Origin of the sequence: Streptomyces sp. M41, assembly GCF_043673425.1 — a bacterium.
Lineage (GTDB): Bacteria > Actinomycetota > Actinomycetes > Streptomycetales > Streptomycetaceae > Streptomyces.
In genome coordinates this window covers 105,997-128,222 of the sequence record NZ_JBIMKE010000016.1, presented here as the reverse complement: position 1 = coordinate 128,222, position 22,226 = coordinate 105,997, and the positions used below count along the sequence as shown (strand labels likewise).

Here is a 22,226-nt window from a genome sequence, read left to right as displayed (position 1 = left end):
GGGAGCCCGCCGTGGACAACGACGTCTCTGCGGGAAGCGCAACCACCACCGTGGTCGGCCGACTCGCCCTGGGTATCACCCTGTTGGCCTTCGGGCTGGGGTACACCGGTGTGATCGACGGTGTGTCGGCTGCTGACGCCGTATCAATCGCCCAGTACGTGGGCGGCATTGCCCTCTTCGTCGCCGGGCTGCTGGCCCTGCGGGACCATGACGCCGCGAACGGCACCGCGTTCGTGGCCCTCGGGGCCCTCTGGTTCACCTGGGCCGTCTCCGCCGACGCGACGGTCTCCGACAATGCGGCGGGGCTCTTCCTGCTGCTGTTCGCCCTCGTGGCGCTGTCCCTCACCCTCGCCGGTGGCGACCAACTCGGCCGGGTTACCTACGGGTTGCTCTTCGTCTCCCTGGTGCTGATGGCGATAGCCGGGTTCGCCGGCAACGACGGGCTCACCGAGGCGGGCGGCTGGTTCGCCGTCGCCGCGGGGGCGGTGTCCTGGTACGCGGCGACCGCGGCACTGGCCCACTGGCCGACGGCACTTCCGCGACGCGCTGCGGGCCGGGGAGTGACGGCCACCGGTTAGCTGCGCCGGCCGGGGGTTGGGCGGCCCCCGGCGTTGATGACGGACCCCCCGTGAGTGGTGGCATCACGTGGGGGTCCGTCCTCTTTGTTCGCCGCTGCGGGTGTGTGTGGGCCGGTCGCGCCCACGCGGCGGAGCCGCATCTCGGCACAGCCCCGCGCCCCTGGGTGTCCTACTCGACCGTCACCGACTTGGCCAGGTTCCTGGGCTTGTCGATGTCCCGGCCGAGCGCCAGTGCCGTGTGGTAGGCGAGGAGTTGGAGGGGGATGCCCATCAGGATGGGGTCGAGTTCGTCCTCGTTCTTGGGGACGACGATCGTCTGGTCGGCCTTCTCCTGATGCTGGTGGGCCACCGCGAGGATCTTGCCGCTGCGGGCCTTGATCTCCTCCATGGCGGCGCGGTTCTTCTCCAGGAGGTCGTCGTCGGGGACGATCGCGACCGTGGGGAGGGCCGGCTCGATCAGGGCCAGCGGGCCGTGCTTCAGCTCGGAGGCCGGGTAGGCCTCGGCGTGGATGTAGGAGACCTCCTTGAGCTTCAGGGAAGCCTCGCGGGCGACCGGGTAGCCGCGGACGCGGCCGATGAAGAGCATCGAGCGGGCGTCGGCGTACTGCGCGGCCAGCTTCTCGATCTCCGCTTCCTGCTTCATGATCTCGGCGATCTGGGCGGGCAGCTTGCGCAGGCCCTCGATGATGCGCTTGCCGTCGCGGACGGACAGGTCGCGGGTACGGCCGAGGTGCAGGGCCAGGAGGGCGAAGGCGACCGTCGTGTTGGTGAAGCACTTCGTCGAGACGACGCAGACCTCGGGGCCCGCGTGGACGTAGATGCCGCCGTCGGCCTCGCGGGCGATCGCCGAGCCCACGACGTTCACGATGCCCAGGACCCGGGCGCCCTTGCGCTTCAGCTCCTGGACGGCCGCCAGGACGTCGTAGGTCTCACCGGACTGGGAGACGGCGATGTAGAGGGTGTCGGGGTCGACCACCGCGTTGCGGTAGCGGAACTCGGAGGCGGGCTCGGCGTCCGCGGGGATACGGGCCAGCTCCTCGATCATCTGGGCGCCGATCTGGCCCGCGTGGTACGAGGTGCCGCAGCCGAGGATCTTCACGCGGCGGATCCGGCGGGCCTCACGTGCGTCCAGGTTGAGGCCGCCGAGGTGCACGGTGGAGAAGCGGTCGTCGATGCGGCCGCGCAGCACGCGGTCCACGGCGTCGGCCTGCTCGTGGATCTCCTTGTGCATGTAGGTGTCGTGGCCGCCCATGTCGTAGGAGGCGGCCTCCCACTCGACGGTGGTGGGCTCGGCCGTGGTGCGGGTGCCCTCCGTCGTGTAGGTGCGGAAGTCGTCGGCCTTCAGCGTGGCCATCTCGCCGTCGTCGAGCGTCACTATCTGCCGCGTGTGGGTGACCAGGGCGGCGATGTCCGAGGCGACGAACATCTCCTTCTCGCCGATGCCGAGGACGACCGGGGAGCCGTTGCGGGCGACCACGATGCGGTCCGGGAAGTCGGCGTGCAGCACGGCGATGCCGTACGTGCCCTCGATCAGGCGCAGCGTCTCGCGGACCTTGTCCTCGAGCTTCTCGGCCTGGGAGCGGGCGATCAGATGGACGAGGACCTCGGTGTCGGTCTCGGAGAGGAACTCGACACCGTCCGCCTCCAGCTTGCGGCGCAGGTCGGAGGCGTTGTCGATGATGCCGTTGTGGACGACGGCGACCCTGCCCTCGGCGTCCAGGTGCGGGTGGGCGTTGACGTCGGAGGGGGCGCCGTGGGTGGCCCAGCGGGTGTGGGCGATGCCGGTCGTGCCCTTGAAGCGCGCCGGGACCTTGGCCTCCAGGTCGCGAACCCGGCCCTTGGCCTTGACCGTCTTCAGGCCCGCCGCCTTCGGGGAGGTGACGACGATGCCCGCCGAGTCGTAGCCGCGGTACTCCAGGCGCTGGAGGCCCTCCAGCAGCAGGGGAGCCACGTCACGCTTCCCGATGTATCCGACGATTCCGCACATGTATATAGGTATCCCTAGCCGTAGACGATCCGGCGCAGCTGGCGGAGCGTGAGCTCCGGCGGTGCCACCGCCCGGTATTTCAGGTCCGCCTCGATCCGTTCGAAGATCGTCGCGTTCACCAGGCCCTGGGCCTGGAGCTCGCGGTGGCGGCGACGGACGAAGTCCTCGGTCGTCTCGTCGAAGTAGGCGAGCACGTCCTGGATCACCCGCAGCGCCTCACCCCGGCTGAGGGGTGTGCTGCGGGTCAGATGATCAACAAGGTCGTCGTGCACTCGGTAGATCCTGGGGGATGGGAGATCGGTTCGCAAGAATCCTGCCCGATTTCGGGCAAGGGTATCTCGGGGTTCTCTGGGGGTTGGGGGGAGCCGAATGCCACGCCTTGCGGACAGCGTGCCCGGGCCGTCCTACATCCGCTTGAGGACGGCCTGCTTGGCCAGCGTGAACTCCTCGTCCGTCAGCACCCCCGTGCGGTGCAGCTCGCCGAGTTCGCGCAGCCGGCGCAGCAGGGCGTCGTGGTCGTCCTCGGTGGCGGCGGCCTGGGACGGCAGCTGCGGCCGTGTCTGAGCCACGTCCGTCGCGGTGGCCGTGGCCGTGGCCGGGTGCGGGAGGCGGGCCTGCACCGCCGCGGCGACCAGGGCCATCAACGGGTCCTTCTTGAAGCCCCACAGCTCCACGGAGTTGTGGTCGTACTTCGCCGGGGCCTTGGTGGGCGCGTTGCGCACGGTGAAGCGGAGGTGGCCGTTCTCCAGGCCCACCGCCGGCTGCCACTCCACGGCCGCGATGTCGGCCAGCGTGAGGGAGCGGGCGCCGGCGGCGGCCTTGGCGTCCTCCGTCTTCCAGTTCCACTCCAGACGGATGTGCTCCCCGTCGAAGCTCGCGGTGCCGTCCCCCGCGGAGACCGACAGCGGCACAGAGGGGCCCGGCAGCAGATACGCGTCGACCGGGTCGGCGGGGACCTGGTCGAGCAGCAGGGCGCCGCGCACCTCGTCCACCAGGTACTCGGCCACGCCGTAGCGGTCGGACTCGACGATCAGCTGATACGGGTCGTGGGGCTCGGTGAGCCGGCCGCCGGTGGCGTGCAACAGCGGGTCTGCACCGTCCCGCAGCCGGAGCCTGAGTCGCCCGGACTTCTTGCCCTGCTCGAAGGAGACGCCCGCCAACGCGCCCAGCGGGACGGTCAGTTCACCCAGTGTCTTGCGGAACAGGCTGACGTTCTTGTCCCGTCCGGGGGTCAGCCGCAGCGCGTCGCCGTCGAAGACCCACGTGCCGTCCTTCTGGATGATTTCCGCCATGGGGTGGATTGTTCCACCAGTCTCACGAGAGAGTGGTCCAGACCTCTTGGAGCTCAACGGCTCATGGAAGGGACACGCTTGTGAGAGATGGCCGTGTGAAACACCCCCACAGAACGCTCCGCCTTCTCGGTTCCCTGCTGCTGGTCGCGATGGGCGTCTGCGTGACAGGGGCCGCCCCCGCACAGCCAGCACCGTCCACCCCCTTCGACCGTGTGGTCCCCGCGCCCGCGTCGGCCACCGCGAACGGATCCGCCTACCGCATCACCCGTGACACGCACATACGGGTCGACCGGTCGCACGAGGCCCGCCGCATCGGCGAGTACCTCGCCGACGTCCTGCGCCCCTCCACCGGCTACCGCCTCCCCGTCACCACCCACGCCGTCGGCAGCATCCGACTGCGCCTGGCCAAGGGCGCGTTCGGCGCCGAGGGCTACCGCCTCGACAGCGGCCGCAAGGGCGTCACCATCACCGCCGCCCGGCCCGCCGGCCTCTTCCACGGCGTCCAGACCCTGCGCCAACTGCTCCCCGCCGCCGTCGAGAAGGACTCCGTCCAGCCCGGCCCCTGGCTGGTCGCGGGCGGCACCGTCAAGGACACCCCGCGCTACGGCTGGCGCGGCGCGATGCTCGACGTCTCCCGGCACTTCTTCACCGTCGACCAGGTCAAGCGCTACATCGACCAGCTCGCCCTCTACAAGATCAACAAGCTGCATCTGCACCTCAGCGACGACCAGGGGTGGCGCATCGCCATCGACTCCTGGCCCCGCCTCGCGGCCTACGGCGGCTCCACCCAGGTCGGCGGCGGCCCGGGCGGCCACTACACCAAGGCCGACTACAAGGAGATCGTGCGGTACGCCTCCTCCCGCTATCTCGAGGTCGTCCCCGAGATCGACATGCCGGGCCACACCAACGCGGCGCTGGCCTCCTACGCCGAGCTGAACTGCGACGGCGTCGCGCCCCCGCTCTACACCGGCACCGAGGTCGGCTTCAGCTCGCTGTGCGTCGGCAAGGAGTTCACCTACGACTTCGTGGACGACGTCGTCCGCGAGCTCGCCGCGCTCACGCCGGGCAAGTACCTCCACATCGGGGGCGACGAGGCGCACTCCACCAGCCACGAGGACTATGTGACGTTCATGGAGCGCGTCCAGCCGGTCGTCGCCCGGTACGGCAAGACCGTGGTCGGGTGGCACCAGCTGACCGGGGCCACTCCGGCGAAGGGCGCCCTCGCGCAGTACTGGGGACTGGACGGCACCAGTGCGCAGGAGAAGGCGCAGGTCGCGGCCGCCGCGCGGAACGGGACCGGGATCGTCCTCTCCCCGGCCGACCGGATCTACCTCGACATGAAGTACACGGCCGACACTCCGCTGGGGCTGGACTGGGCAGGTCTGGTCGAGGTGAAGCGGTCGTACGACTGGGATCCGGGCAGCTATCTGCCGGGGGCGCCCGCCTCGGCGATCCGGGGCGTGGAGGCTCCCCTGTGGACGGAGACGCTCAGCAAGTCGGCCGACCTGGAGTACATGGCGTTCCCGAGGCTGCCGGGGGTGGCCGAGCTGGGGTGGTCGCCGGCCGCCACGCATGACTGGGACGCCTACAAGGTGCGGCTTGCTGCGCAGGCTGAGCGGTGGGAGGCGTTGGGGATCGGGTTCTACCGGTCGCCGCAGGTTCCCTGGTGATTTTTCTGCGGGCCGGTGGGGGCTTGTCGCGCAGTTCCCCGCGCCCCTAGAAGAATGGGGCGCGCACGCCCCGGACGTATAGACGTGCACCCCCGGAGGACCGTACTCCGGGGGTGCACGCCTGTCTGTGTCAGAGCCCCGCGATGGGGTTCCTCAGGTTGCCGACCAGCTGGAGGGCGCCCGCCGGGTCCGACAGGTCCACCATCTGCTCGTTGTTGCGCAGCTGGAGGCGGTTGAGGCAGGACAGCGCGAACTCGGGGGCGAACATGTCGTACCGCTCGAACTTCTCGGCGAGTTCGGGCACCGAGTGCTGGTAGTCCCGGGTGACCTCGGCGACCGTGCCCCAGAAGTCGTCCTCCGTGAGGATCCCCTCGGCGGCCAGGTTCGCGGCGAGGAAGCGGAAGAAGCAGTCGAAGACGTCCGTGAAGATCGACAGGAGCTTCTTGTCCTCCGGCACGTCCACGCGCAGCCGCTCGACCGTCGGCGGCAGCACCGCGTCCGGGTCCATGACGGCGATCTCCTCGGCGATGTCCTTGTAGATCGCGCGCTCGACGACACCGTCCTTCAGGACGAGGATGACGTTCTCGCCGTGCGGCATGAACACCAGGTCGTAGGCGTAGAAGCTGTGCAGGAGCGGGGTGAAGTACGCCCGGAGGTAGCGGCGCAGCCACTGCGTGGGCGTCAGTCCCGACTGCTCGATCAGGGCGCCCGCGAAGGACGCGCCCTCGTGGTCGACATGGACCAGCGAGGCCATGGTCGCCAGGGACTCGCCGTCCTTGAGCTGCGTCACCGGGCTCTCGCGCCACAGGGCGGCCAGCATCTTGCGGTACGGCGAGTAGCGGTCCGTCGCGGCCTCGTACTCCAGGTGCCGGTAGCCGACGGCGGCGCGCTCGCGGATGATCGACAGTCCGGTGGCGCTCAGGACCGGGTCGTTCTCGATGAGCTGGGCGAGCCAGTCGTTGATGGCGGGCGTGGCCTCCATGTAGGCGGCCGAAAGGCCGCGCATGAAGCCCATGTTGATGACGGACAGGGCCGTCTTCACATAGTGCTTCTCGGGGCTTGTGGTGTTGAAGAAGGTCCGGATGGACTGCTGTGCCAGATACTCGTCGTCGCCCTCGCCCAGTACGACGAGGTGCCCGCGGGCCACCTCGGCGGCGAAGGTGACGGCGAGCTTGTTCCACCACTGCCAGGGGTGCACCGGGATGAGGAGGTACTCGGCGGGGTCGAGGCCCCGCTCGCCCAGGACGCCATGGAAGCGCTCGACGGTCACCTCGCCCAGCTCCTGGCGTACGAAGGACTCGTAGTCGATGCCGACCCCGGCGGTGAACGCCGCGCGGGAGCGGTGGGCCGCGAGCCACACCAGCCGGACGGGGCTCGCGGTCTCGGGAGCGTACGACAGGTACTCGTGGATGCCGAAGCCGAGCCGTCCGTTGTTGGCGACGAAGCAGGGGTGGCCCTCGGTCATGCCGGTCTCGATGGCCTGGAAGCCGCTCTTGGCCAGCTCGGCGACCGGGATCTGCGGCTTGGTGAGCTTGTAGCAGGTGCCGGAAAGGGTGGAGGAGATCTCCTCCAGGTAGACGGGCAGGATCTCGTCGCTCAGGCCCAGGGATTTTTGGAGCTCGATGAAGAAGTCCAGGGCGGCGAGCGGGAGTTCGGCGCCGTCACGGTGGCGGGTGATCGAGTCGGCGTCGACCTGCCAGTGGTCGAGGGCGCGGATCACCGCGGTGAAGGTGTACCGCGTCAGGCCGTCGTCGCTGCGGACGACGTACGCGCCGTCGCCGGACCCCTCCGGCGTGAGGAGCCGCTCGTGGGCGAACTCGGCGAGGGCCTTGCGGATCAGGAGGCGGTTGGCCCGCGCCCAGCGGTGGGGGGACAGATGCGCTACGGCGTCGGACAGGGTCATACAGATACTCCTCGGGCGGCCAGGCTGGGCCTGTTGAAGAAGCGGTCACGCGTGCAGAAGCTCAGCAGCGCGCGCTTCTCCGGCTTGTCGATCTCACGCACGGGCACGAAGCCGACGGCCTCGTTCAGCGCGTGCACGGCCTTGTTGGACACGTCGGGCTCGACCACGACCCGCCGGGTGCGCGGGTCGGCGAACAGCTCCTCCATCACGGCGGTGATGACGGCCCTGGTGAAGCCGCTGATCGGCCGGTCGGTCGGGGCGACCAGGAAGTGCATGCCGACATCGCCGGGCTCGGGGTCGTACAGGCCGACCAGCTCGACGTACCGGGGGTCGTAGCTCTCCATCAGGAAGGCCGGTTCGCCGTCGTGCAGGCCCAGGAAGGCGTGGTGGTGCTCATGGGCCGCGATGCGCATGTACTCGCGCTCCACGTCCTGGAGTTTGGCGTCCTGCATCATCCAGAACGCCGCCTTGGGGTCGGTGACCCAGCGGTGCAGCAGCTCGGCGTCCTTCAGAGGGTCGAGCGGGCGGAAAGTGAACGTGCCGATGGTCATGCCGAGAACTCCTGGAACGCGATCGTCTTCTCGACCGGGTAGTACTCGGTGCCGAGCAGCTCGCGGATGATGTACGCGTTGCGGTAGGGGCCCATCCCCAGGTCGGGGCTGGTGATGCTGTGCGTGTGGACGCCGGCGTTCTGGAGGAACACACCGCGGCCGGTGACGTCGATCGCGTAGTTGCGGGCGACGTCGAAGTTGCCCTGGGAGTCGTAGACCAGACGGTCCCGCACGGGTGCGAGGAACTCGGGCTCGGCGTACTTGTAGCCGGTGGCCAGGACCAGGCCCTGCGAGGCGAGCTCGAAGTCCTTGAGCTGCTCCTCCTGACGGAAGGAGAGGGTGTACGTGCCGTTCTCGTACGTCGCGCCGGTGAGCGCGGAGTTGGTGAGCAGACGGGTGGGCACGGGACCGCCGAGGTTCTTCTGGTAGAGCAGGTCGAAGATCTCGTTGATCAGATCGCCGTCGATGCCCTTGAACAGGCCCTTCTGCTCGGCGGTGAGCCGGTAGCGGGTGGCCTCCGGGAGCTCGCGGAAGTAGTCGACGTACTCCGGGGAGGTCATCTCCAGCGTGAGCTTGGTGTACTCCAGCGGGAAGAAGCGCGGGGAGCGGGTGACCCAGTTCAGCCGGTAGCCGTGGACGTCGATCTCGCTGAGCAGGTCGTAGTAGATCTCGGCCGCGGACTGCCCGGAGCCGACCAGCGTGATCGACTCCTTCTTCTGGAGCTCCGCCTTGTGCTGGAGATAGCGGGAGTTGTGGATGAAGTCGCCGCCCAGCCCCTGGCAGGCCTCGGGTATGTGGGGCGGGGTGCCGGTGCCGAGGACGAGGTGACGGGCCCGGTAGGTGTCACCGGCGGTGGTCCGTACGACGTAGACCTGGTCCTCGTCCTGGTACGTCACCTCCGTCACCGTCGTGCCGAAGCGGACGCTGCTCAGCCTGTTCGCGGCCCAGCGGCAGTAGTCGTCGTACTCGACCCGCAGCGGGTAGAAGTTCTCGCGGATGTAGAACGAGTACAGCCGGCCCTTCTCCTTCAGATAGTTCAGGAAGGAGTACGGCGAGGTCGGGTCGGCGAGGGTGACCAGGTCGGACATGAACGGCGTCTGGAGGTGGGCGCCGTCCAGGAACATGCCCGCGTGCCACTCGAAGTCGGGCTTCGACTCCAGGAAGACGCCGTCGAGCTCGTCGATCGGCTCGGTCAGACAGGCGAGGCCGAGGTTGAACGGGCCGAGCCCGATCCCCACGAAGTCATGGGTCTTGGTCGGGTTTTCAGGACGCGCGGTCAAGGGACTCTCCCAGGTACTGCTCGGCGTGGCCGGCGATCAGATCGAGGACGACGGCGATGTCTTCGGTGGTCGTCTCGGGGTTGAGCAGGGTGAACTTCAGATAGTGGCGACCCTGGACCTTCGTGCCCGCTACCACCGCGTCGCCGGAGGCGAACAGGGCCTTGCGGGCGTACAGGTTGGCGCGGTCGATCTCGGCGGGGTCGGTGACGGACGCCGGTATGTAGCGGAAGACCAGGGTGGACAGGGTCGGCTCGACCACGACGTCGAAACGCGGGTCGGCGGCCAGCAGCTGCCAGCCCTGAACGGCCAGGTCGCAGACCTCGTCGAAGAGCTGCCCGATGCCGTCGGCGCCCATCGTGCGCAGGGTGACCCACAGCTTGAGCGCGTCGAAGCGGCGGGTGGTCTGGAGGGACTTGTCGACCTGGTTGGGAATGCGCTCGGTGACCATACGGCGCGGGTTGAGGTACTCCGCGTGGTAGGTGGCGTGCCGCAAGGTGGCGGCGTCGCGGACCAGCACGGCGGACGAACTCACCGGCTGGAAGAAGGACTTGTGGTAGTCGACGGTGACCGAGTCGGCGCGCTCGATGCCGTCGATGCGGCCCCGGTACTTCACGGAGGCCAGCAGACCGCAGCCGTAGGCGGCGTCGACATGCATCCAGGTGCCGAACTGCTCGCACAGCTCGGCGATCTCGGGCAGCGGGTCGATGGAGCCGAAGTCGGTGGTGCCGGCGGTGGCGACGACGGCCATGGGCACCAGTCCGTCCTTCTTGCAGCGCTCCAGCTCATGGGCGAGCGCGACGGTCTGCATGCGCTTGTCGTTGTCGACGGGGATGGAGACCACGGCGTCCTGGCCGAGCCCGAGGAGCTTCGCGGACTTCTTCACGCTGAAGTGGCTGACCTCGGAGGCGAAGATGCGCAGGTCGGCGAGGTTGTCGGTCTTCGCTTCCTCACGGGCCAGCAGCAGGGCCTGGAGGTTGGACTGGGTGCCGCCGGAGGTGAACACGCCGTCGGCGGCCGGGCCGAGACCGATGCGCTCGGTCGTCCAGTCGATGAGCTTGCGCTCGATGAGGGTGCCGCCGGCCGACTGGTCCCAGGTGTCCAGGGAGGAGTTGACGGCGGACAGGATCGCCTCGCCGAGCACGGCCGGGATGACGACCGGGCAGTTGAGGTGGGCGAGGTAGCGGGGGTGGTGGAAGTAGATCGCGTCCCGGAGGTAGACGTCCTCCAGCTCGTCGAGGACCGCAGTGGTGTCGAGCAGCGGCTTGTCGAGGTCGATCGCGTCGATGCCGGCGGCGAGGGCGTCGACCGTGACGCCGGTGAACGGACGGTCGGTGGTGGCGAGTTTGGCCGCCACCCGCTCGATACCTTCGGTCACGGAACGGCGGTACTGCTCCGCGGTCGTGTCGTTGAGCAGGTGCGAGCGCATGGGGAGGTCCTCCGGTGGGGACGGGCCGTGAAGTGCTGTGCGGAGTGGGGGATTCAACTTAGGTTAGCCTAACCTAATTAATCTTGAATCACGGCAGCCTCAAGGGTGACTACGATCACTTCAGTCGCAGTTGTTACCCGATTGCCTTGGTTTCGGGGGCCGTCAGCCCTGCTCGCGCAGTTGCTCCTCGGTCAGCCCCTGCCGCCAGTACCCCACGAAGGTGACGCGCCGGCGGTCCACCCCGCGCTCACCGACGAAGTGCCGGCGCAGGGTCTTCACACAGCCGGACTCGCCCGCGATCCAGACGTACGGCCGCTCGGCGGCGGGGAGTCGGGCGGCGCGGACGGCGTCGAGGGCCATGGGGGACCCCTCGGCGCACGTCTCGTCCCGGACCAGCCAGGTGATCTCGGCGTCCGCCGCGGTCACCAGGTGCTGGATGTCCCCGGCGTCGTGCACCTCCAGCCACACCCGGGCGCGGGTGCCGGCCGGCAGTGACTCGACGATCGCCGACACGGCGGGCAGCGCGGTCTCATCGCCCCAGATCACCACCAGGTCGGTGTCCTGCGGCGGCCGGAACCGGATCGCGCGGTTGTCGGCGACGGCCGGGCCGAGCAGCAGGACCCGGTCACCGGCGGCGGCCCGGGAGGCCCAGCGGGAGGCGGGGCCGGCAGGGGTGGCGGCGCCGGGCTCGACGCCGTGCAGGACGAAGTCGATGTCGATCTCGTCCGGGTTCCGGCGCAGCGCCCGCAGGGTGTACGACCGCATCACCGCCCGTACGTCGTCCGGCAGTTCACGCCAGCCCTGCCACCAGCCGTCGCCGAGCTCCAGGGGGACCTGTGGCTCGCTCTGGCCCGGGTGCGGCAGGAACAGCGACAGGGACTGGTCACACCCGTCGGAGAAGAAGTACTCCAGATCCGCCCCGTCGAAGGTGACCCGGACCATGGACGGCCCGAGCCGCCTCGTCCGTACGACCTGGAGGGAGAAGAAGCGGAAGGGGGCGGCGACGGCGGTGGTCATGGGGGTAGCTCCTGAATCGACGTCAGGGAATCCGACCTGCTTGCAGGGGCGCGGGGAACTGCGCGACCGGCAACGGACCCGCAGTCGCCCCGCAACCCCAAGTGGCCCTTGTCTAGGCGACCTTCTTGGCCTTCTCGATGGCCTCGGCCAGGCTCGTCAGCAGCGGCGTGCACTTGGCGTACGACAGGATCGGCTCGGGCGAACGGCCGATGACCTGCCCGGCCTTGACCGCCGGCAGCTTCTTCCAGGTCGCCTCGCTGATGTCGGCGGGCTGGATGGTGGAGGTGCGGTCGTCCATCATGATGATGTCGGCCTTGTACTTGTCGACGTTCTCCCAGCTCAGCGACTCGAACCAGCCGCCGCCCTGCTTCTTGGCGCTCTCCGGCGGCTCGACGAAGTTCACGCCGAGGGCCTTGAAGTACTCGAGGTCGATGGAGAGGTTGGTGCCGGAGACGTAGAAGAGGTCCTGGCTGGCGGAGCCGGCCATCACCTTGATCTCCGGGCGGGCCTTCGCCGCCTTGCGCAGGCGCTCGGCGGCGGCCTCGAAGTCCTTCTTGGACCGGGCGACCTTGTCGGCCTTCATGTCCGCACCGAGGGACTCGGCCAGCTCCCACATCCGCTCCAGCGGCTTGGTCAGCTGGCGGTCGTAGACGGAGATGGCGGCGCTCGGGGCGAGCTTGGCGATCTTGTCCTTGGACGCCTCGGGGACGTACCAGAGGGTGCCGGCGCTGTCGAAGGTCGTGGAGATGAGGACCTCGGGGGCGAACGCCGCGTACTTCTCGACGTTGAACTGGTCCCAGACGTTGCCGAAGACGGTCAGCTTGCTGACGTCCATGTCGCCGGCCTGGACGTCGGCCTTGCCGTCCTGCGTCTTGGTCGGACCGAAGACGCCCTCGACCTCGATGCCGTAGTCGTACAGCGCCGCTGCGACGCCGACGAAGGCGACGATCTTGGCCGGGACCTTGTCGAGCTTCACGGTGGTGCCGCGGTCGTCCTTGAACGTCCAGGGGCCGGACTTGGCGGCGCCGTTGCCCTTGTCCGAACCACCGTCTTTCGCGTCGTCGTCCCCGCAGGCTGCGAGCACGGCCCCGAGGCCGAGGGCGCCGCCCGCGGCGAGGATGCCGCGGCGGGTGAGGTGGGTGGCTCTGGCGTTGGACATGGATACGCTGCTTTCGAACAGGGCTGATCACCCGCGGGACAATTCGAAGGTAGGTTAGCCTAACCTGAGCTGATGTCCAGGGGTGGGGGCCTTGCTTTCCCAACTGTGTACGCCCTGTGAAGCCCGGGGTCACAGCCGGTGAGGCCCAACTCCCTTGCATTTAGGGAAAGTTGGGCCTCGCAGCGTCACTCGGCCGTCAGCCCGCGAGACCCAGCTCACGGGCGATCAGCATCCGCTGCACCTCGCTGGTGCCCTCGCCGATCTCCAGGATCTTGGAGTCCCGCCACATCCGGGCCACGGGGTACTCGTTCATGAAGCCGTAGCCGCCGTGGATCTGCGTCGCGTCCCGGGCGTTGTCCACCGCGACCGTCGACGAGTGCAGCTTCGCCAGCGCCGCCTCCTTCTTGAAGGGCTCCCCGGCCACCAGCCGGAAGGCCGCGTCGTGCCAGGCGAGCCGGGCGGTGTGGGCCTTCATCTCCATGTCGGCGATCTTGAACTGGATCGCCTGGTTGGCGCCGATGGGACGGCCGAAGGCGTGGCGCTCCTTGGCGTACTTCACCGACTCGTCCACACAGCCCTGCGCCAGGCCCGTCGCCAGCGCCGCGATGGCGATCCGGCCCTCGTCCAGGATCCGCAGGAACTGGGCGTAGCCGCGGCCCTCCTCGCCCAGCAGGTTGGCCGCCGGGACCCGGACGTCGGAGAAGGACAGCTCACGGGTGTCGGAGGCGTTCCAGCCGACCTTGGAGTACGGGGCGGCGACGGTGAAGCCGGGAGTGCCGGAGGGGACGATGATCGCGGAGATCTGCGGCTTGCCGTCGGCCTTGCGGCCGGTGACGGCGGTGACCGTGACCAGACCGGTGATGTCCGTACCGGAGTTGGTGATGAAGCACTTCGTGCCGTTGATCACCCATTCGTCGGTCTCCGGGTCCAGGCGGGCCGTCGTCCGGGTCGCGCCCGCGTCCGAACCGCCGTCGGGCTCGGTGAGGCCGAAGGCGCCTAGCATCTCGCCGGAGCACAGCTTCGGCAGCCAGGTGCGCTTCTGCTCCTCGGTGCCGAACAAATGGAGCGGCATCGCGCCGAGCGAGACCCCCGCCTCCAGGGTGATGGCGACCGAGGAGTCCACCCGGGCCAGCTCCTCCAGCGCCACGCCGAGCGCCAGATAGTCGCCGCCCATGCCGCCGTACTCCTCCGGGAACGGCAGACCGAACAGGCCCATGCGGCCCATCTCCCGCACGATCTCGTACGGGAACTCATGACGCTCGTAGAAGTCGCCGATCTTGGGCGCCACGACGTCGTGCGCGAACTCCTCCACCGTGCGGCGGAGTTCCTCCAGTTCGGGGGAGAGGCGGTGGTTCATGGCTGTTCAGTGCTCCTTGTGGGAGAGAGCTCGGACGGTGCGGGACGGGCTGGGTCGGCCCAGTTGCTCGGCCATCCACGCGCTTGTGGCGACGAGACGGTCGAGGTCGACTCCGGTGTCGATGCCGAGGCCCCGCAGCATCCACACGAGGTCTTCCGTGGCGAGGTTGCCGGTGGCGGACTTGGCGTACGGGCAGCCGCCGAGGCCCCCCGCGGAGGCGTCGATCGTCGTGACGCCGTGCTGAAGGGCCGCGTAGGTGTTGGCCAGGGCCTGGCCGTAGGTGTCGTGGAAGTGGACGCCGATCACGTCGGTCGGCACGCCCTCCTCGCCCAGCAGCGCGAGGAGCTCCCCCACATGGCCGGGGGTCGCGACGCCGATCGTGTCGCCGAGGCTGAGCTCGTCGCAGCCCATGTCGCGCAGCGCCTTGCACACCCGGACCACCTGCGGGACCGGGACCGCGCCCTCCCAGGGGTCGCCGAAGCACATGGAGACATAGCCGCGCACATGCAAGCCCTCGTCCTTGGCGCGGCGGACGACCGGGGCGAAGACCGCCAGCGACTCGTCCAGCGTGCGGTTGAGGTTGGCCTTGGCGAAGGACTCCGTGGCGCTGGCGAAGACGGCGACCCGGCGGGCGCCCAGGGCCAGGGCGCGGTCCAGACCGCGGTCGTTGGGGACCAGGACCGGCAGCCGCACGCCCTCCAGGCCGGAGACGAGCGGGAACAGCTGCTCGGCGTCCGCGAGTTGGGGCACCCACTTCGGGTGCACGAAGCTGGTCGCCTCGATGGTCGTCAGGCCGGCCTCGGCGAGCCGGCGGACGAACTCCGCCTTGACCGCCGTCGGCACGGTCGACTTCTCGTTCTGCAGGCCGTCGCGCGCGCCGACCTCATGGATCCGCACGCGGGCGGGCAGGTTCGGTGCGGGCACCGTCATGGGCAGCGTCATCGGTCCTCCTCCACCGGCGCGATGACCGCCAGCACCTGGTCCATGGCGACCGTGGTGCCCGGCGTCACATCCAGTTCGGCGACCGTCCCGGCGTGCGGGGCCGAGATGACGTGCTCCATCTTCATCGCCTCCACCACCAGCAGGCTCTGACCGGCGGTCACCTCGTCGCCGACCGCGACCTTCACGACGGTCACGGTGCCGGGCATCGGCGCGGTCAGGGAGTCGGCGCCCGCGTGCGCGGCACCGGTCAGGGACGCGGCCACCGGGTCGTGGTCGCGCACGTGCCATGCCTCGCCGTCGCGGCCGAGCCAGTCGCCGGAGCGGTGGAAGGTGTGGCGGACGCCGTCGAGCAGGACGGACACCTGGTCCGGGGTGACGGTGTGGGTGCCGCGCGGGACGTACGCCACCGGTTCCTGCACGCGCAGGGGGAAGGCCACGGGCTTCACGACGCCGCCCAGCCGCCAGCCGCTCGGCACCGAGAACGGGTCCGTCCAGCCGTCCCCCTTCGGCTCCAGCGCCCGAAGCCGTACGGCCGCCGCCGCCTCGTAGACCTCGTCGGGCACGTCCGTGGAGACCAGGTCGGGTGCCTCGCGCTCCACCAGGCCCGTGTCCATGTCGCCCGCCACGACCGCCGGATGCCCGAGCAGCCGGCGCAGGAACCCGGCGTTCGTCTGCACGCCCAGCGTGACCGTCTGAGCCAGCGCCGCCCGCAGCTTGCGGATCGCCGTCTCGCGGTCCGGCCCGTACGCGATCACCTTGGACAGCATCGGGTCGTACAGGCTGCCGACCTCGGTGCCCTCGCTGAGCCCGGAGTCGGTGCGTACGCCCTCGCCCTGCGGCTCGCGGAGCATCAGGACGGTGCCGCCCGACGGCAGGAAGCCGCGCGCGGGGTCCTCGGCGCACACCCGGGCCTCGATGGCGTGCCCGGTGAGCGTGATGTCGTCCTGCCCGTAGGGGAGTTGCTCGCCCGCTGCGACCCGTAGCTGCCACTCCACCAGGTCGAGGCCGGTGATCAGCTCGGTGACCGGGTGTTCCACCTGAAGGCGGGTGTTCATCTCCATGAAGTAGTACGAGGAGGGGTCGCCGCCGGGCACGATGAACTCCACCGTGCCCGCGCCCCGGTAGCCGCACGAGCGCGCCGCCTGCACGGCCGCCTCGCCCATCGCCGCCCGGGTCGGCTCATCGAGCAGCACACTCGGTGCCTCCTCGATGATCTTCTGGTGGCGCCGCTGGAGGGAGCACTCGCGCTCGCCGAGGTGGACGACATTGCCGTGGCCGTCGGCCAGGACCTGGATCTCGATGTGCCGGGGGCGGTCGATCCACCGCTCGACGAGGAGGGTGTCGTCGCCGAAGGAGGCGCGGGCCTCACGGCGGGCGGCGGCGATCTCGTCCGTCAGCTGCCCGGGCTCGCGCACCAGGCGCATGCCCTTGCCGCCACCGCCGGCGGAGGGCTTGAGCAGCACCGGCATGCCGATCTCCCGGGCCGCGTCCGCCAGTTCGGCGTCGCTCAGGCCACTGCCGCTGGAGCCGGGCACGACCGGCACTCCGGCCGCCTTCACCGTCTCCTTGGCGCGGATCTTGTCGCCCATCAGGGAGATGGCCTCGGCGGGCGGCCCGATGAAGACCAGCCCGGCGTCGGCGCACGCGCGCGCGAACTCGGCGTTCTCCGCGAGGAAGCCGTAGCCGGGGTGCACCGCCTGGGCGCCGGTCCTCGCAGCCGCCTCCAGCAGCCGCTCGACGGACAGATAGCTCTCGGCGGCCGGCGCCGGACCGATCCGTACCGCCGTGTCGGCCTCGCGCACATGCCGGGCGTCGGCGTCGGCGTCGGAGAAGACGGCCACCGAGCGGACGCCCAGCGAGCGGAGCGTACGGATGACCCGTACGGCGATCTCGCCCCGGTTGGCCACGAGCACTGTGTCGAACATGGGTTCCGTCCCCCTCACATCCGGAAGACGCCGAACTGGGGGTCACCCAGGGGCGCGTTGGCACAGGCGGTCAGGGCGAGGCCCAGCACCTGACGGGTCTCCAGGGGGTCGATGACCCCGTCGTCCCAGAGCCGGGCCGAGGCGTAGTACGCGTTGCCCTGGCGCTCGTACTGCTCGCGGATGGGCGCCTTGAAGGCGTCCTCCTGCTCCGCCGGCCAGGACTCGCCGCGCGCCTCGAGCTGGTCCCGCTTGACGGTCGCGAGGACGGACGCGGCCTGCTCGCCGCCCATGACGGAGATCTTGGCGCCCGGCCACATCCACAGGAAGCGGGGGGAGTACGCCCGCCCGCACATGGAGTAGTTGCCGGCGCCGTACGAACCGCCGACCACCACCGTCAGCTTCGGCACACGTGTGCACGCCACCGCCGTGACCATCTTGGCGCCGTGCTTGGCGATGCCGCCGGCCTCGTAGTCCTTGCCGACCATGAACCCGGAGATGTTCTGCAGGAACAGCAGCGGGATCCCGCGCTGGTCGCACAGCTCGATGAAGTGGGCGCCCTTCTGGGCGGACTCGGAGAACAGGATGCCGTTGTTGGCGACGATGCCGACCGGGTGGCCGTGGATCCGGGCGAAGCCGGTGACCAGGGTCTGGCCGAACTCGGACTTGAACTCCGAGAAGCGCGAGCCGTCGACCACGCGCGCGATGATCTCGCGTACGTCGTAGGGGGTGCGGGAGTCGACCGGGACGGCGCCGTACAGGCCGTAGGGGTCGACCTTCGGCTCCACGGTGGGCGTGACCTGCCAGGGCAGGGAGCCGCGCGCGGGGAGGGTGGCGACGATGTCGCGCACGATCCGCAGGGCGTGCGCGTCGTCCTCGGCGAGGTGGTCGGTCACGCCGGACACCCGGGAGTGGACCTCGCCGCCGCCGAGCTCCTCCGCGGTGACGACCTCGCCGGTGGCGGCCTTCACCAGCGGGGGGCCGCCGAGGAAGATCGTGCCCTGATTGCGCACGATCACGGCCTCGTCGCTCATCGCGGGCACATACGCGCCGCCCGCCGTGCACGAGCCGAGGACCGCGGCGATCTGCGGGATCCCGGCGCCGGACATGCGGGCCTGGTTGTAGAAAATCCGCCCGAAGTGCTCGCGGTCGGGGAAGACCTCGTCCTGCATGGGCAGGAAGGCGCCGCCGGAGTCGACCAGGTAGAGACACGGCAGCCGGTTCTCCAGGGCCACCTCCTGCGCGCGCAGGTGCTTCTTCACGGTCATCGGGTAGTACGTGCCGCCCTTGACCGTGGCGTCGTTGGCGACGACCACGCACTCACGGCCGCTGACCCGTCCGATACCGGCGATGACGCCGGCGGCCGGGGCCTGGCCGTCGTACATGCCGTCGGCGGCGAGGGGGGCGAGCTCCAGGAAGGGTGAGCCGGGGTCCAAAAGGGTGTCCACCCTGTCCCTGGGCAACAGCTTCCCGCGCGCGGTGTGCCGGGCGCGTGCCTTCTCCCCGCCACCCATCCGGGCGGCGGCGAGCTTGCCGTGCAGCTCCTCCACCAGCGCCCGGTGGGCCTCCTCGTTGGCCCGCCACGCCTCCGACGCGGGGTCGGCCGCGCTCGCAAGCTCCGGTGCCTCGTGCATCCTGCGGTCCCCTCACCCAGTGATCGACTGTTAATGAGCGTTAACCATTTCCTTCAGGTTAACGACCGCTAACCTCCCTGTCTAGAATTGCTTGCATGGCCACCAGAACCGACGCCCCCACCCGCCGCGAGCAGATCCTCCGGGAGGCCGCGCGGCTCTTCGCCGAGCGCGGCTTCCACGGCGTCGGCGTCGACGAGATAGGCGCCGCCGTGGGGATCAGCGGCCCCGGTCTCTACCGGCACTTCGCCGGCAAGGACGCCATGCTCGCCGAGCTGCTGGTCGGGATCAGCGGCCAGCTGCTGACGGGCGCGAAGCGGCGGCTGGCGGAGGCCGACGGGGTGCCGCCCGAGGCGGTCCTCGACTCCCTCATCGAGGGCCACATCGACTTCGCCCTCGACGACCGCCCCCTGATCACCCTGCACGACCGCGAGCTGGACCGCCTGCGCGACAGCGACCGCAAGCTCGTACGACAGCTCCAGCGGCAGTACGTCGAGCTGTGGGTCGAGGTGGTCCGCAAGGTCTACCCGGACCTGGCGGAACCGGCGGCCCGCTCGGCCGTGCACTCGGTGTTCGGCCTGCTGAACTCGACACCTCACCTCGGGCGCCCGGGGTCGCTGCCGGGCCGGGGGGTCACGGCGGAACTGCTGCACCGAATGGCGCGGGGGGCGTTCGGGGCGGCGGGGGGCTGAGCTGCGGCGACGGGCCTGTCTGCGGGCCTTTGGCTCAGTACTCTGGGGCCATGGGCATGGACTACGCGAAGATGCGCGCGATCGCCGAAGAGCTCGGAGCCTACGCTGAGCGCCTTGAAGGCGCCTGGAGCGTCGAGATCGGTCCCTCCGGCCCGATACTGGCCATGATGTGCCCGTCGAAGCGCCACGAGGGCACGGTGCGCCGCATCTGCAAGCAGTTGGACGACCAGCTTCCAGGTACCGACCCCGGATACATCTGTGCCAGTGGCCCTGAGATCGAGCACCCGGCCCTAGGTCGCATGCGCCTGCCTGACGCGGTCGTCATCCCGGAGGCGGCTCTCGACGAGGAGGGCATCGCCGTCGATGCGACACAGGCACTCGCGGCCGTGGAGATCGTCTCGCCGTCCAATCCCAACAACGACTACATCGAGAAGCTGGCCGATTATCCGGCCATGGGTATTCCCCACTACATGATCGTCGACCCGCGCACCGGCACGATCGAAGTGCACTCCGACCCCTGCAAGGGGCGGTACACCCGCAAGGACTCCTATATCTACGGCGACGAGGTGCCCTTCGGCTCCTGGACGGTCGCGACATCCGAGTTCCGCCGGTACGGCAGAGCCGGAGAGTGACGAGCGTTACGGACCTTCCACCCTGGACGCCGCTCGCTACTCGCCGGTACCGTTGAGTGAGCAAGCGCTTAGACATGTACCGGTGGAGGTGGACGGCGTGCGCCGTACGGTGTTCAACGAGGATCACGAGGCGTTCCGGGAGACCATCCGGGCCTTCATCGAGGCCGAAGTGGTCCCGGTCTACGACGAGTGGTTCGCGGCCGGCCAGGCGCCCCGCGACTTCTACTACAAGCTCGGCGAGCTGGGCATCTTCGGGATCAACGTCCCCGAGGAGTTCGGCGGCGCCGGCCTCGACACGCACAAGTTCGAGGCCGTGCTGTACGAGGAGACCGCGCGCGCGGGCGTCCAGTTCGGCGGCTCCGGCGTGCACGTGCTGCTCGCCCTGCCGTACATCAAGATGCTCGCCACCGACGAGCAGAAGAAGCGGTACCTGGAGAAGTTCGTCTCCGGTGAGGAGATGTGGGCCCTCGCGATGACCGAGCCGGGCACCGGCTCCGACCTCGCGGGCATGAAGTCCACCGCCAAGCTCTCCGAGGACGGCACGCACTACGTCCTCAACGGCAGCAAGACCTTCATCACCGGCGGCGTCCACGCCGACCGCGTGATCGTCTGCGCCCGCACCGCCGCGCCGACCGCCGAGGACCGCCGTTTCGGCATCTCCCTGTTCGCCGTGGACACCAAGTCCGAGGGCTACTCCATCGGCCGCAAGCTCGACAAGCTCGGCCTGCGCACCTCGGACACCGCCGAGCTCGCGTTCGTCGACGTCAAGGTCCCCGTCGAGGACCTCCTCGGCGAGGAGAACAAGGGCTTCTACTACCTCGGCCACAACCTGGCCTCCGAGCGCTGGGGCATCGCCTTCGGCGCCTACGCGCAGGCCAAGGCGGCCGTCCGGTTCGCCAAGGAGTACGTGCAGGACCGCACCGTCTTCGGCAAGTCCGTCGCCTCGTTCCAGAACACCAAGTTCGAGCTGGCCTCCTGCCAGGCCGAGGTCGACGCCGCCGAGGCCGTCGCCGACCGCGCGCTGGAGGCCCTGGACGCCGGTGAGCTGACCCCGGCCGAGGCGGCCTCCGCGAAGCTGTTCTGCACCGAGGTCGCGCACCGCGTGATCGACCGCTGCCTCCAGCTGCACGGCGGCTACGGGTTCATGAACGAGTACCCGATCGCCCGCCTGTACGCCGACAACCGCGTCAACCGCATCTACGGCGGCACCAGCGAGATCATGAAGACGATCATCGCGAAGGACATGGGCCTGTAAGGCCCGCAGTTCACGGCCGACAGCACCGGTAGTCACCGGTCAACAGAAAAGGTGCCATGAACCAGGCACTACAGGATCTCCTCGATCTGCTCGACCTGGAGCCGATCGAGGAGAACATCTTCCGCGGCCAGTCCCGGTCCGCCGTCGTCCCCAGGGTCTTCGGCGGCCAGGTCGCGGCCCAGGCGCTGGTCGCCGCGGGGCGGACGGTCCCCGGGGACCGTCACGCCCACTCCCTGCACGCGTACTTCCTGCGCATGGGGGACCCGGGCGCGCCCATCGTCTACAACGTCGACCGCATGCGCGACGGCCGGTCCTTCACCACGCGCCGCGTCGTCGCGGTCCAGCACGGCAAGCCGATCTTCGCGCTGTCGGCCTCCTTCCAGACGTACGAGGCAGGGCTGGACCACCAGACCGCGATGCCGCCCGCGCCCGACCCGGCGACGCTGCCCACCTCCGAGGAGCGGCTGCGCGGGTACGGCCATCTCGACCCGGCGGTCGTCGAGCGGTTCCTGGAGGCGCGTCAGGCGGTCGACCTGCGCTATGTCGACGAGCCGCCGTACGGCCGCTTCGGTGAGCCCCGCGAACCGCACTCCCAGGTGTGGTTCCGCACCAACGGCAAGCTGGCCGACGACCCCCTGCTGCATGTCGTGCTCGCCACATACGTCTCCGACATGACCCTGCTCGACTCGGTGCTGCTCGCGCACGGCCGGGGCGGCTGGGCCGTCGGGGACGTGGTCGGCGCCTCGCTGGACCACGCCATGTGGTTCCACCGGCCGTTCCGGGCCGACGAGTGGCTGTTGTACGACCAGGAGTCGCCGTCGGCGCACGGCGGGCGCGGGCTCGGGCAGGCCCGCATCTACACGCAGGACGGGCAGCTGGCGGTGTCGGTGATCCAGGAGGGCGTGGTCCGCGTCCCCCGGTGACGCCGTGTC

19 protein-coding genes are annotated in these 22,226 nt (G+C 69.7%); 6 read left to right on the top strand and 13 right to left on the bottom strand.

Translation table 11 applies throughout. From position 1 onward, the window contains the following. Positions 1-11: 11 nt before the first annotated feature. Positions 12-578 (top strand): GPR1/FUN34/YaaH family transporter, encoded by a 567-nt coding sequence (locus ACHBTE_RS20855; RefSeq protein WP_394725494.1) that lies wholly within the window; start codon positions 12-14, stop codon positions 576-578. 169 nt (positions 579-747) lie between these two features. Here ACHBTE_RS20855 and glmS read toward each other — a convergent pair whose 3' ends face one another. The 3 genes from glmS to ACHBTE_RS20840 form a co-directional block, all read right to left on the bottom strand. Further along, the gene (glmS, locus tag ACHBTE_RS20850) at positions 748-2,565 is read right to left on the bottom strand and encodes a glutamine--fructose-6-phosphate transaminase (isomerizing) (protein WP_394725493.1); all 1,818 of its coding nucleotides are present in this window, start codon (positions 2,563-2,565) and stop codon (positions 748-750) included. Between the two features lie 14 nt (positions 2,566-2,579). Beyond that, on the bottom strand, positions 2,580-2,837 hold the full coding sequence (locus ACHBTE_RS20845; protein WP_394725492.1) for a hypothetical protein: 258 nt from the start codon (positions 2,835-2,837) through the stop codon (positions 2,580-2,582). A gap of 132 nt (positions 2,838-2,969) precedes the next feature. Further along, complete coding sequence (locus ACHBTE_RS20840; RefSeq protein WP_394725491.1) at positions 2,970-3,857, bottom strand: DUF4429 domain-containing protein; 888 nt, start codon at positions 3,855-3,857, stop codon at positions 2,970-2,972. A gap of 95 nt (positions 3,858-3,952) precedes the next feature. Here ACHBTE_RS20840 and ACHBTE_RS20835 point away from each other — a divergent pair, with 95 nt between their 5' ends. Beyond that, entirely contained in the window at positions 3,953-5,527 is a 1,575-nt protein-coding gene (locus tag ACHBTE_RS20835) for a beta-N-acetylhexosaminidase (protein ID WP_394725490.1), read from the top strand. Positions 5,528-5,657: 130 nt separating this feature from the next. Here ACHBTE_RS20835 and ACHBTE_RS20830 read toward each other — a convergent pair whose 3' ends face one another. From ACHBTE_RS20830 to ACHBTE_RS20785, 10 genes are all read right to left on the bottom strand, one after another. After that, on the bottom strand, positions 5,658-7,430 hold the full coding sequence (locus ACHBTE_RS20830; RefSeq protein ID WP_394725489.1) for an IucA/IucC family protein: 1,773 nt from the start codon (positions 7,428-7,430) through the stop codon (positions 5,658-5,660). Further along, positions 7,427-7,981, bottom strand: coding sequence for a GNAT family N-acetyltransferase (locus tag ACHBTE_RS20825; RefSeq protein ID WP_394725488.1), 555 nt, complete (start codon positions 7,979-7,981; stop codon positions 7,427-7,429). The genes ACHBTE_RS20830 and ACHBTE_RS20825 overlap by 4 nt, the downstream gene beginning before the upstream one ends. After that, positions 7,978-9,261 carry a lysine N(6)-hydroxylase/L-ornithine N(5)-oxygenase family protein gene (locus ACHBTE_RS20820; protein WP_394725487.1) on the bottom strand — a complete coding sequence of 428 codons (1,284 nt, stop codon included), beginning with the start codon at positions 9,259-9,261 and terminating at the stop codon, positions 7,978-7,980. The genes ACHBTE_RS20825 and ACHBTE_RS20820 overlap by 4 nt, the downstream gene beginning before the upstream one ends. After that, the gene (desA, locus tag ACHBTE_RS20815) at positions 9,245-10,687 is read right to left on the bottom strand and encodes a lysine decarboxylase DesA (protein ID WP_394725486.1); all 1,443 of its coding nucleotides are present in this window, start codon (positions 10,685-10,687) and stop codon (positions 9,245-9,247) included. The genes ACHBTE_RS20820 and desA overlap by 17 nt, the downstream gene beginning before the upstream one ends. 162 nt (positions 10,688-10,849) lie before the next feature. Beyond that, positions 10,850-11,704 (bottom strand): siderophore-interacting protein, encoded by an 855-nt coding sequence (locus ACHBTE_RS20810; RefSeq protein WP_394725485.1) that lies wholly within the window; start codon positions 11,702-11,704, stop codon positions 10,850-10,852. Positions 11,705-11,816: 112 nt separating this feature from the next. Further along, positions 11,817-12,863: an ABC transporter substrate-binding protein gene (locus ACHBTE_RS20805; RefSeq protein WP_394725484.1), complete on the bottom strand. Its 1,047-nt coding sequence runs from the start codon at positions 12,861-12,863 to the stop codon at positions 11,817-11,819. Positions 12,864-13,059: 196 nt separating this feature from the next. Beyond that, positions 13,060-14,220 (bottom strand): acyl-CoA dehydrogenase family protein, encoded by a 1,161-nt coding sequence (locus tag ACHBTE_RS20800; RefSeq protein ID WP_394725483.1) that lies wholly within the window; start codon positions 14,218-14,220, stop codon positions 13,060-13,062. Positions 14,221-14,226: 6 nt separating this feature from the next. After that, positions 14,227-15,162, bottom strand: a complete 936-nt coding sequence (locus tag ACHBTE_RS20795) for a hydroxymethylglutaryl-CoA lyase (RefSeq protein ID WP_394725482.1) — start codon at positions 15,160-15,162, stop codon at positions 14,227-14,229. Then, complete coding sequence (locus ACHBTE_RS20790) at positions 15,159-17,087, bottom strand: acetyl/propionyl/methylcrotonyl-CoA carboxylase subunit alpha (RefSeq protein ID WP_394725481.1); 1,929 nt, start codon at positions 17,085-17,087, stop codon at positions 15,159-15,161. Before ACHBTE_RS20790 ends, ACHBTE_RS20795 begins: the two co-directional genes overlap by 4 nt. Positions 17,088-17,101: 14 nt before the next feature. Next, complete coding sequence (locus tag ACHBTE_RS20785) at positions 17,102-18,718, bottom strand: carboxyl transferase domain-containing protein (RefSeq protein ID WP_394725480.1); 1,617 nt, start codon at positions 18,716-18,718, stop codon at positions 17,102-17,104. Between the two features lie 95 nt (positions 18,719-18,813). On the opposite strand from ACHBTE_RS20785, the gene ACHBTE_RS20780 reads away from it, so the two are divergent. The 4 genes from ACHBTE_RS20780 to ACHBTE_RS20765 all read left to right on the top strand — a co-directional run bounded on the left by ACHBTE_RS20780 (position 18,814) and on the right by ACHBTE_RS20765 (position 22,217). Continuing rightward, a complete protein-coding gene (locus ACHBTE_RS20780) occupies positions 18,814-19,407 on the top strand; it encodes a TetR/AcrR family transcriptional regulator (RefSeq protein WP_394725479.1) in 594 nt (197 codons plus the stop codon). Positions 19,408-19,463: 56 nt separating this feature from the next. After that, entirely contained in the window at positions 19,464-20,039 is a 576-nt protein-coding gene (locus ACHBTE_RS20775; protein WP_394725539.1) for a Uma2 family endonuclease, read from the top strand. Between the two features lie 97 nt (positions 20,040-20,136). Further along, on the top strand, positions 20,137-21,294 hold the full coding sequence (locus ACHBTE_RS20770; protein ID WP_394725478.1) for an acyl-CoA dehydrogenase family protein: 1,158 nt from the start codon (positions 20,137-20,139) through the stop codon (positions 21,292-21,294). A 56-nt stretch (positions 21,295-21,350) separates the two neighbouring features. Next, positions 21,351-22,217, top strand: coding sequence for an acyl-CoA thioesterase (locus ACHBTE_RS20765; protein WP_394725477.1), 867 nt, complete (start codon positions 21,351-21,353; stop codon positions 22,215-22,217). The last annotated feature ends 9 nt before the right edge of the window (positions 22,218-22,226 follow it).

Bases quoted from the DNA above. Each gene is read 5' to 3' on its own strand.
- ACHBTE_RS20775 (WP_394725539.1), top strand. From the start codon at position 19,464: ATGGACTACGCGAAGATGCGCGCGATCGCCGAAGAGCTCGGAGCCTAC.
- ACHBTE_RS20795 (WP_394725482.1), bottom strand. From the start codon at position 15,162: ATGACGCTGCCCATGACGGTGCCCGCACCGAACCTGCCCGCCCGCGTG.
- ACHBTE_RS20830 (WP_394725489.1), bottom strand. From the start codon at position 7,430: ATGACCCTGTCCGACGCCGTAGCGCATCTGTCCCCCCACCGCTGGGCG.
- ACHBTE_RS20790 (WP_394725481.1), bottom strand. From the start codon at position 17,087: ATGTTCGACACAGTGCTCGTGGCCAACCGGGGCGAGATCGCCGTACGG.
- ACHBTE_RS20780 (WP_394725479.1), top strand. From the start codon at position 18,814: ATGGCCACCAGAACCGACGCCCCCACCCGCCGCGAGCAGATCCTCCGG.
- ACHBTE_RS20825 (WP_394725488.1), bottom strand. From the start codon at position 7,981: ATGACCATCGGCACGTTCACTTTCCGCCCGCTCGACCCTCTGAAGGAC.
- ACHBTE_RS20810 (WP_394725485.1), bottom strand. From the start codon at position 11,704: ATGACCACCGCCGTCGCCGCCCCCTTCCGCTTCTTCTCCCTCCAGGTC.
- ACHBTE_RS20785 (WP_394725480.1), bottom strand. From the start codon at position 18,718: ATGCACGAGGCACCGGAGCTTGCGAGCGCGGCCGACCCCGCGTCGGAG.
- ACHBTE_RS20800 (WP_394725483.1), bottom strand. From the start codon at position 14,220: ATGAACCACCGCCTCTCCCCCGAACTGGAGGAACTCCGCCGCACGGTG.
- ACHBTE_RS20805 (WP_394725484.1), bottom strand. From the start codon at position 12,863: ATGTCCAACGCCAGAGCCACCCACCTCACCCGCCGCGGCATCCTCGCC.
- desA (WP_394725486.1), bottom strand. From the start codon at position 10,687: ATGCGCTCGCACCTGCTCAACGACACGACCGCGGAGCAGTACCGCCGT.
- glmS (WP_394725493.1), bottom strand. From the start codon at position 2,565: ATGTGCGGAATCGTCGGATACATCGGGAAGCGTGACGTGGCTCCCCTG.
- ACHBTE_RS20765 (WP_394725477.1), top strand. From the start codon at position 21,351: ATGAACCAGGCACTACAGGATCTCCTCGATCTGCTCGACCTGGAGCCG.
- ACHBTE_RS20840 (WP_394725491.1), bottom strand. From the start codon at position 3,857: ATGGCGGAAATCATCCAGAAGGACGGCACGTGGGTCTTCGACGGCGAC.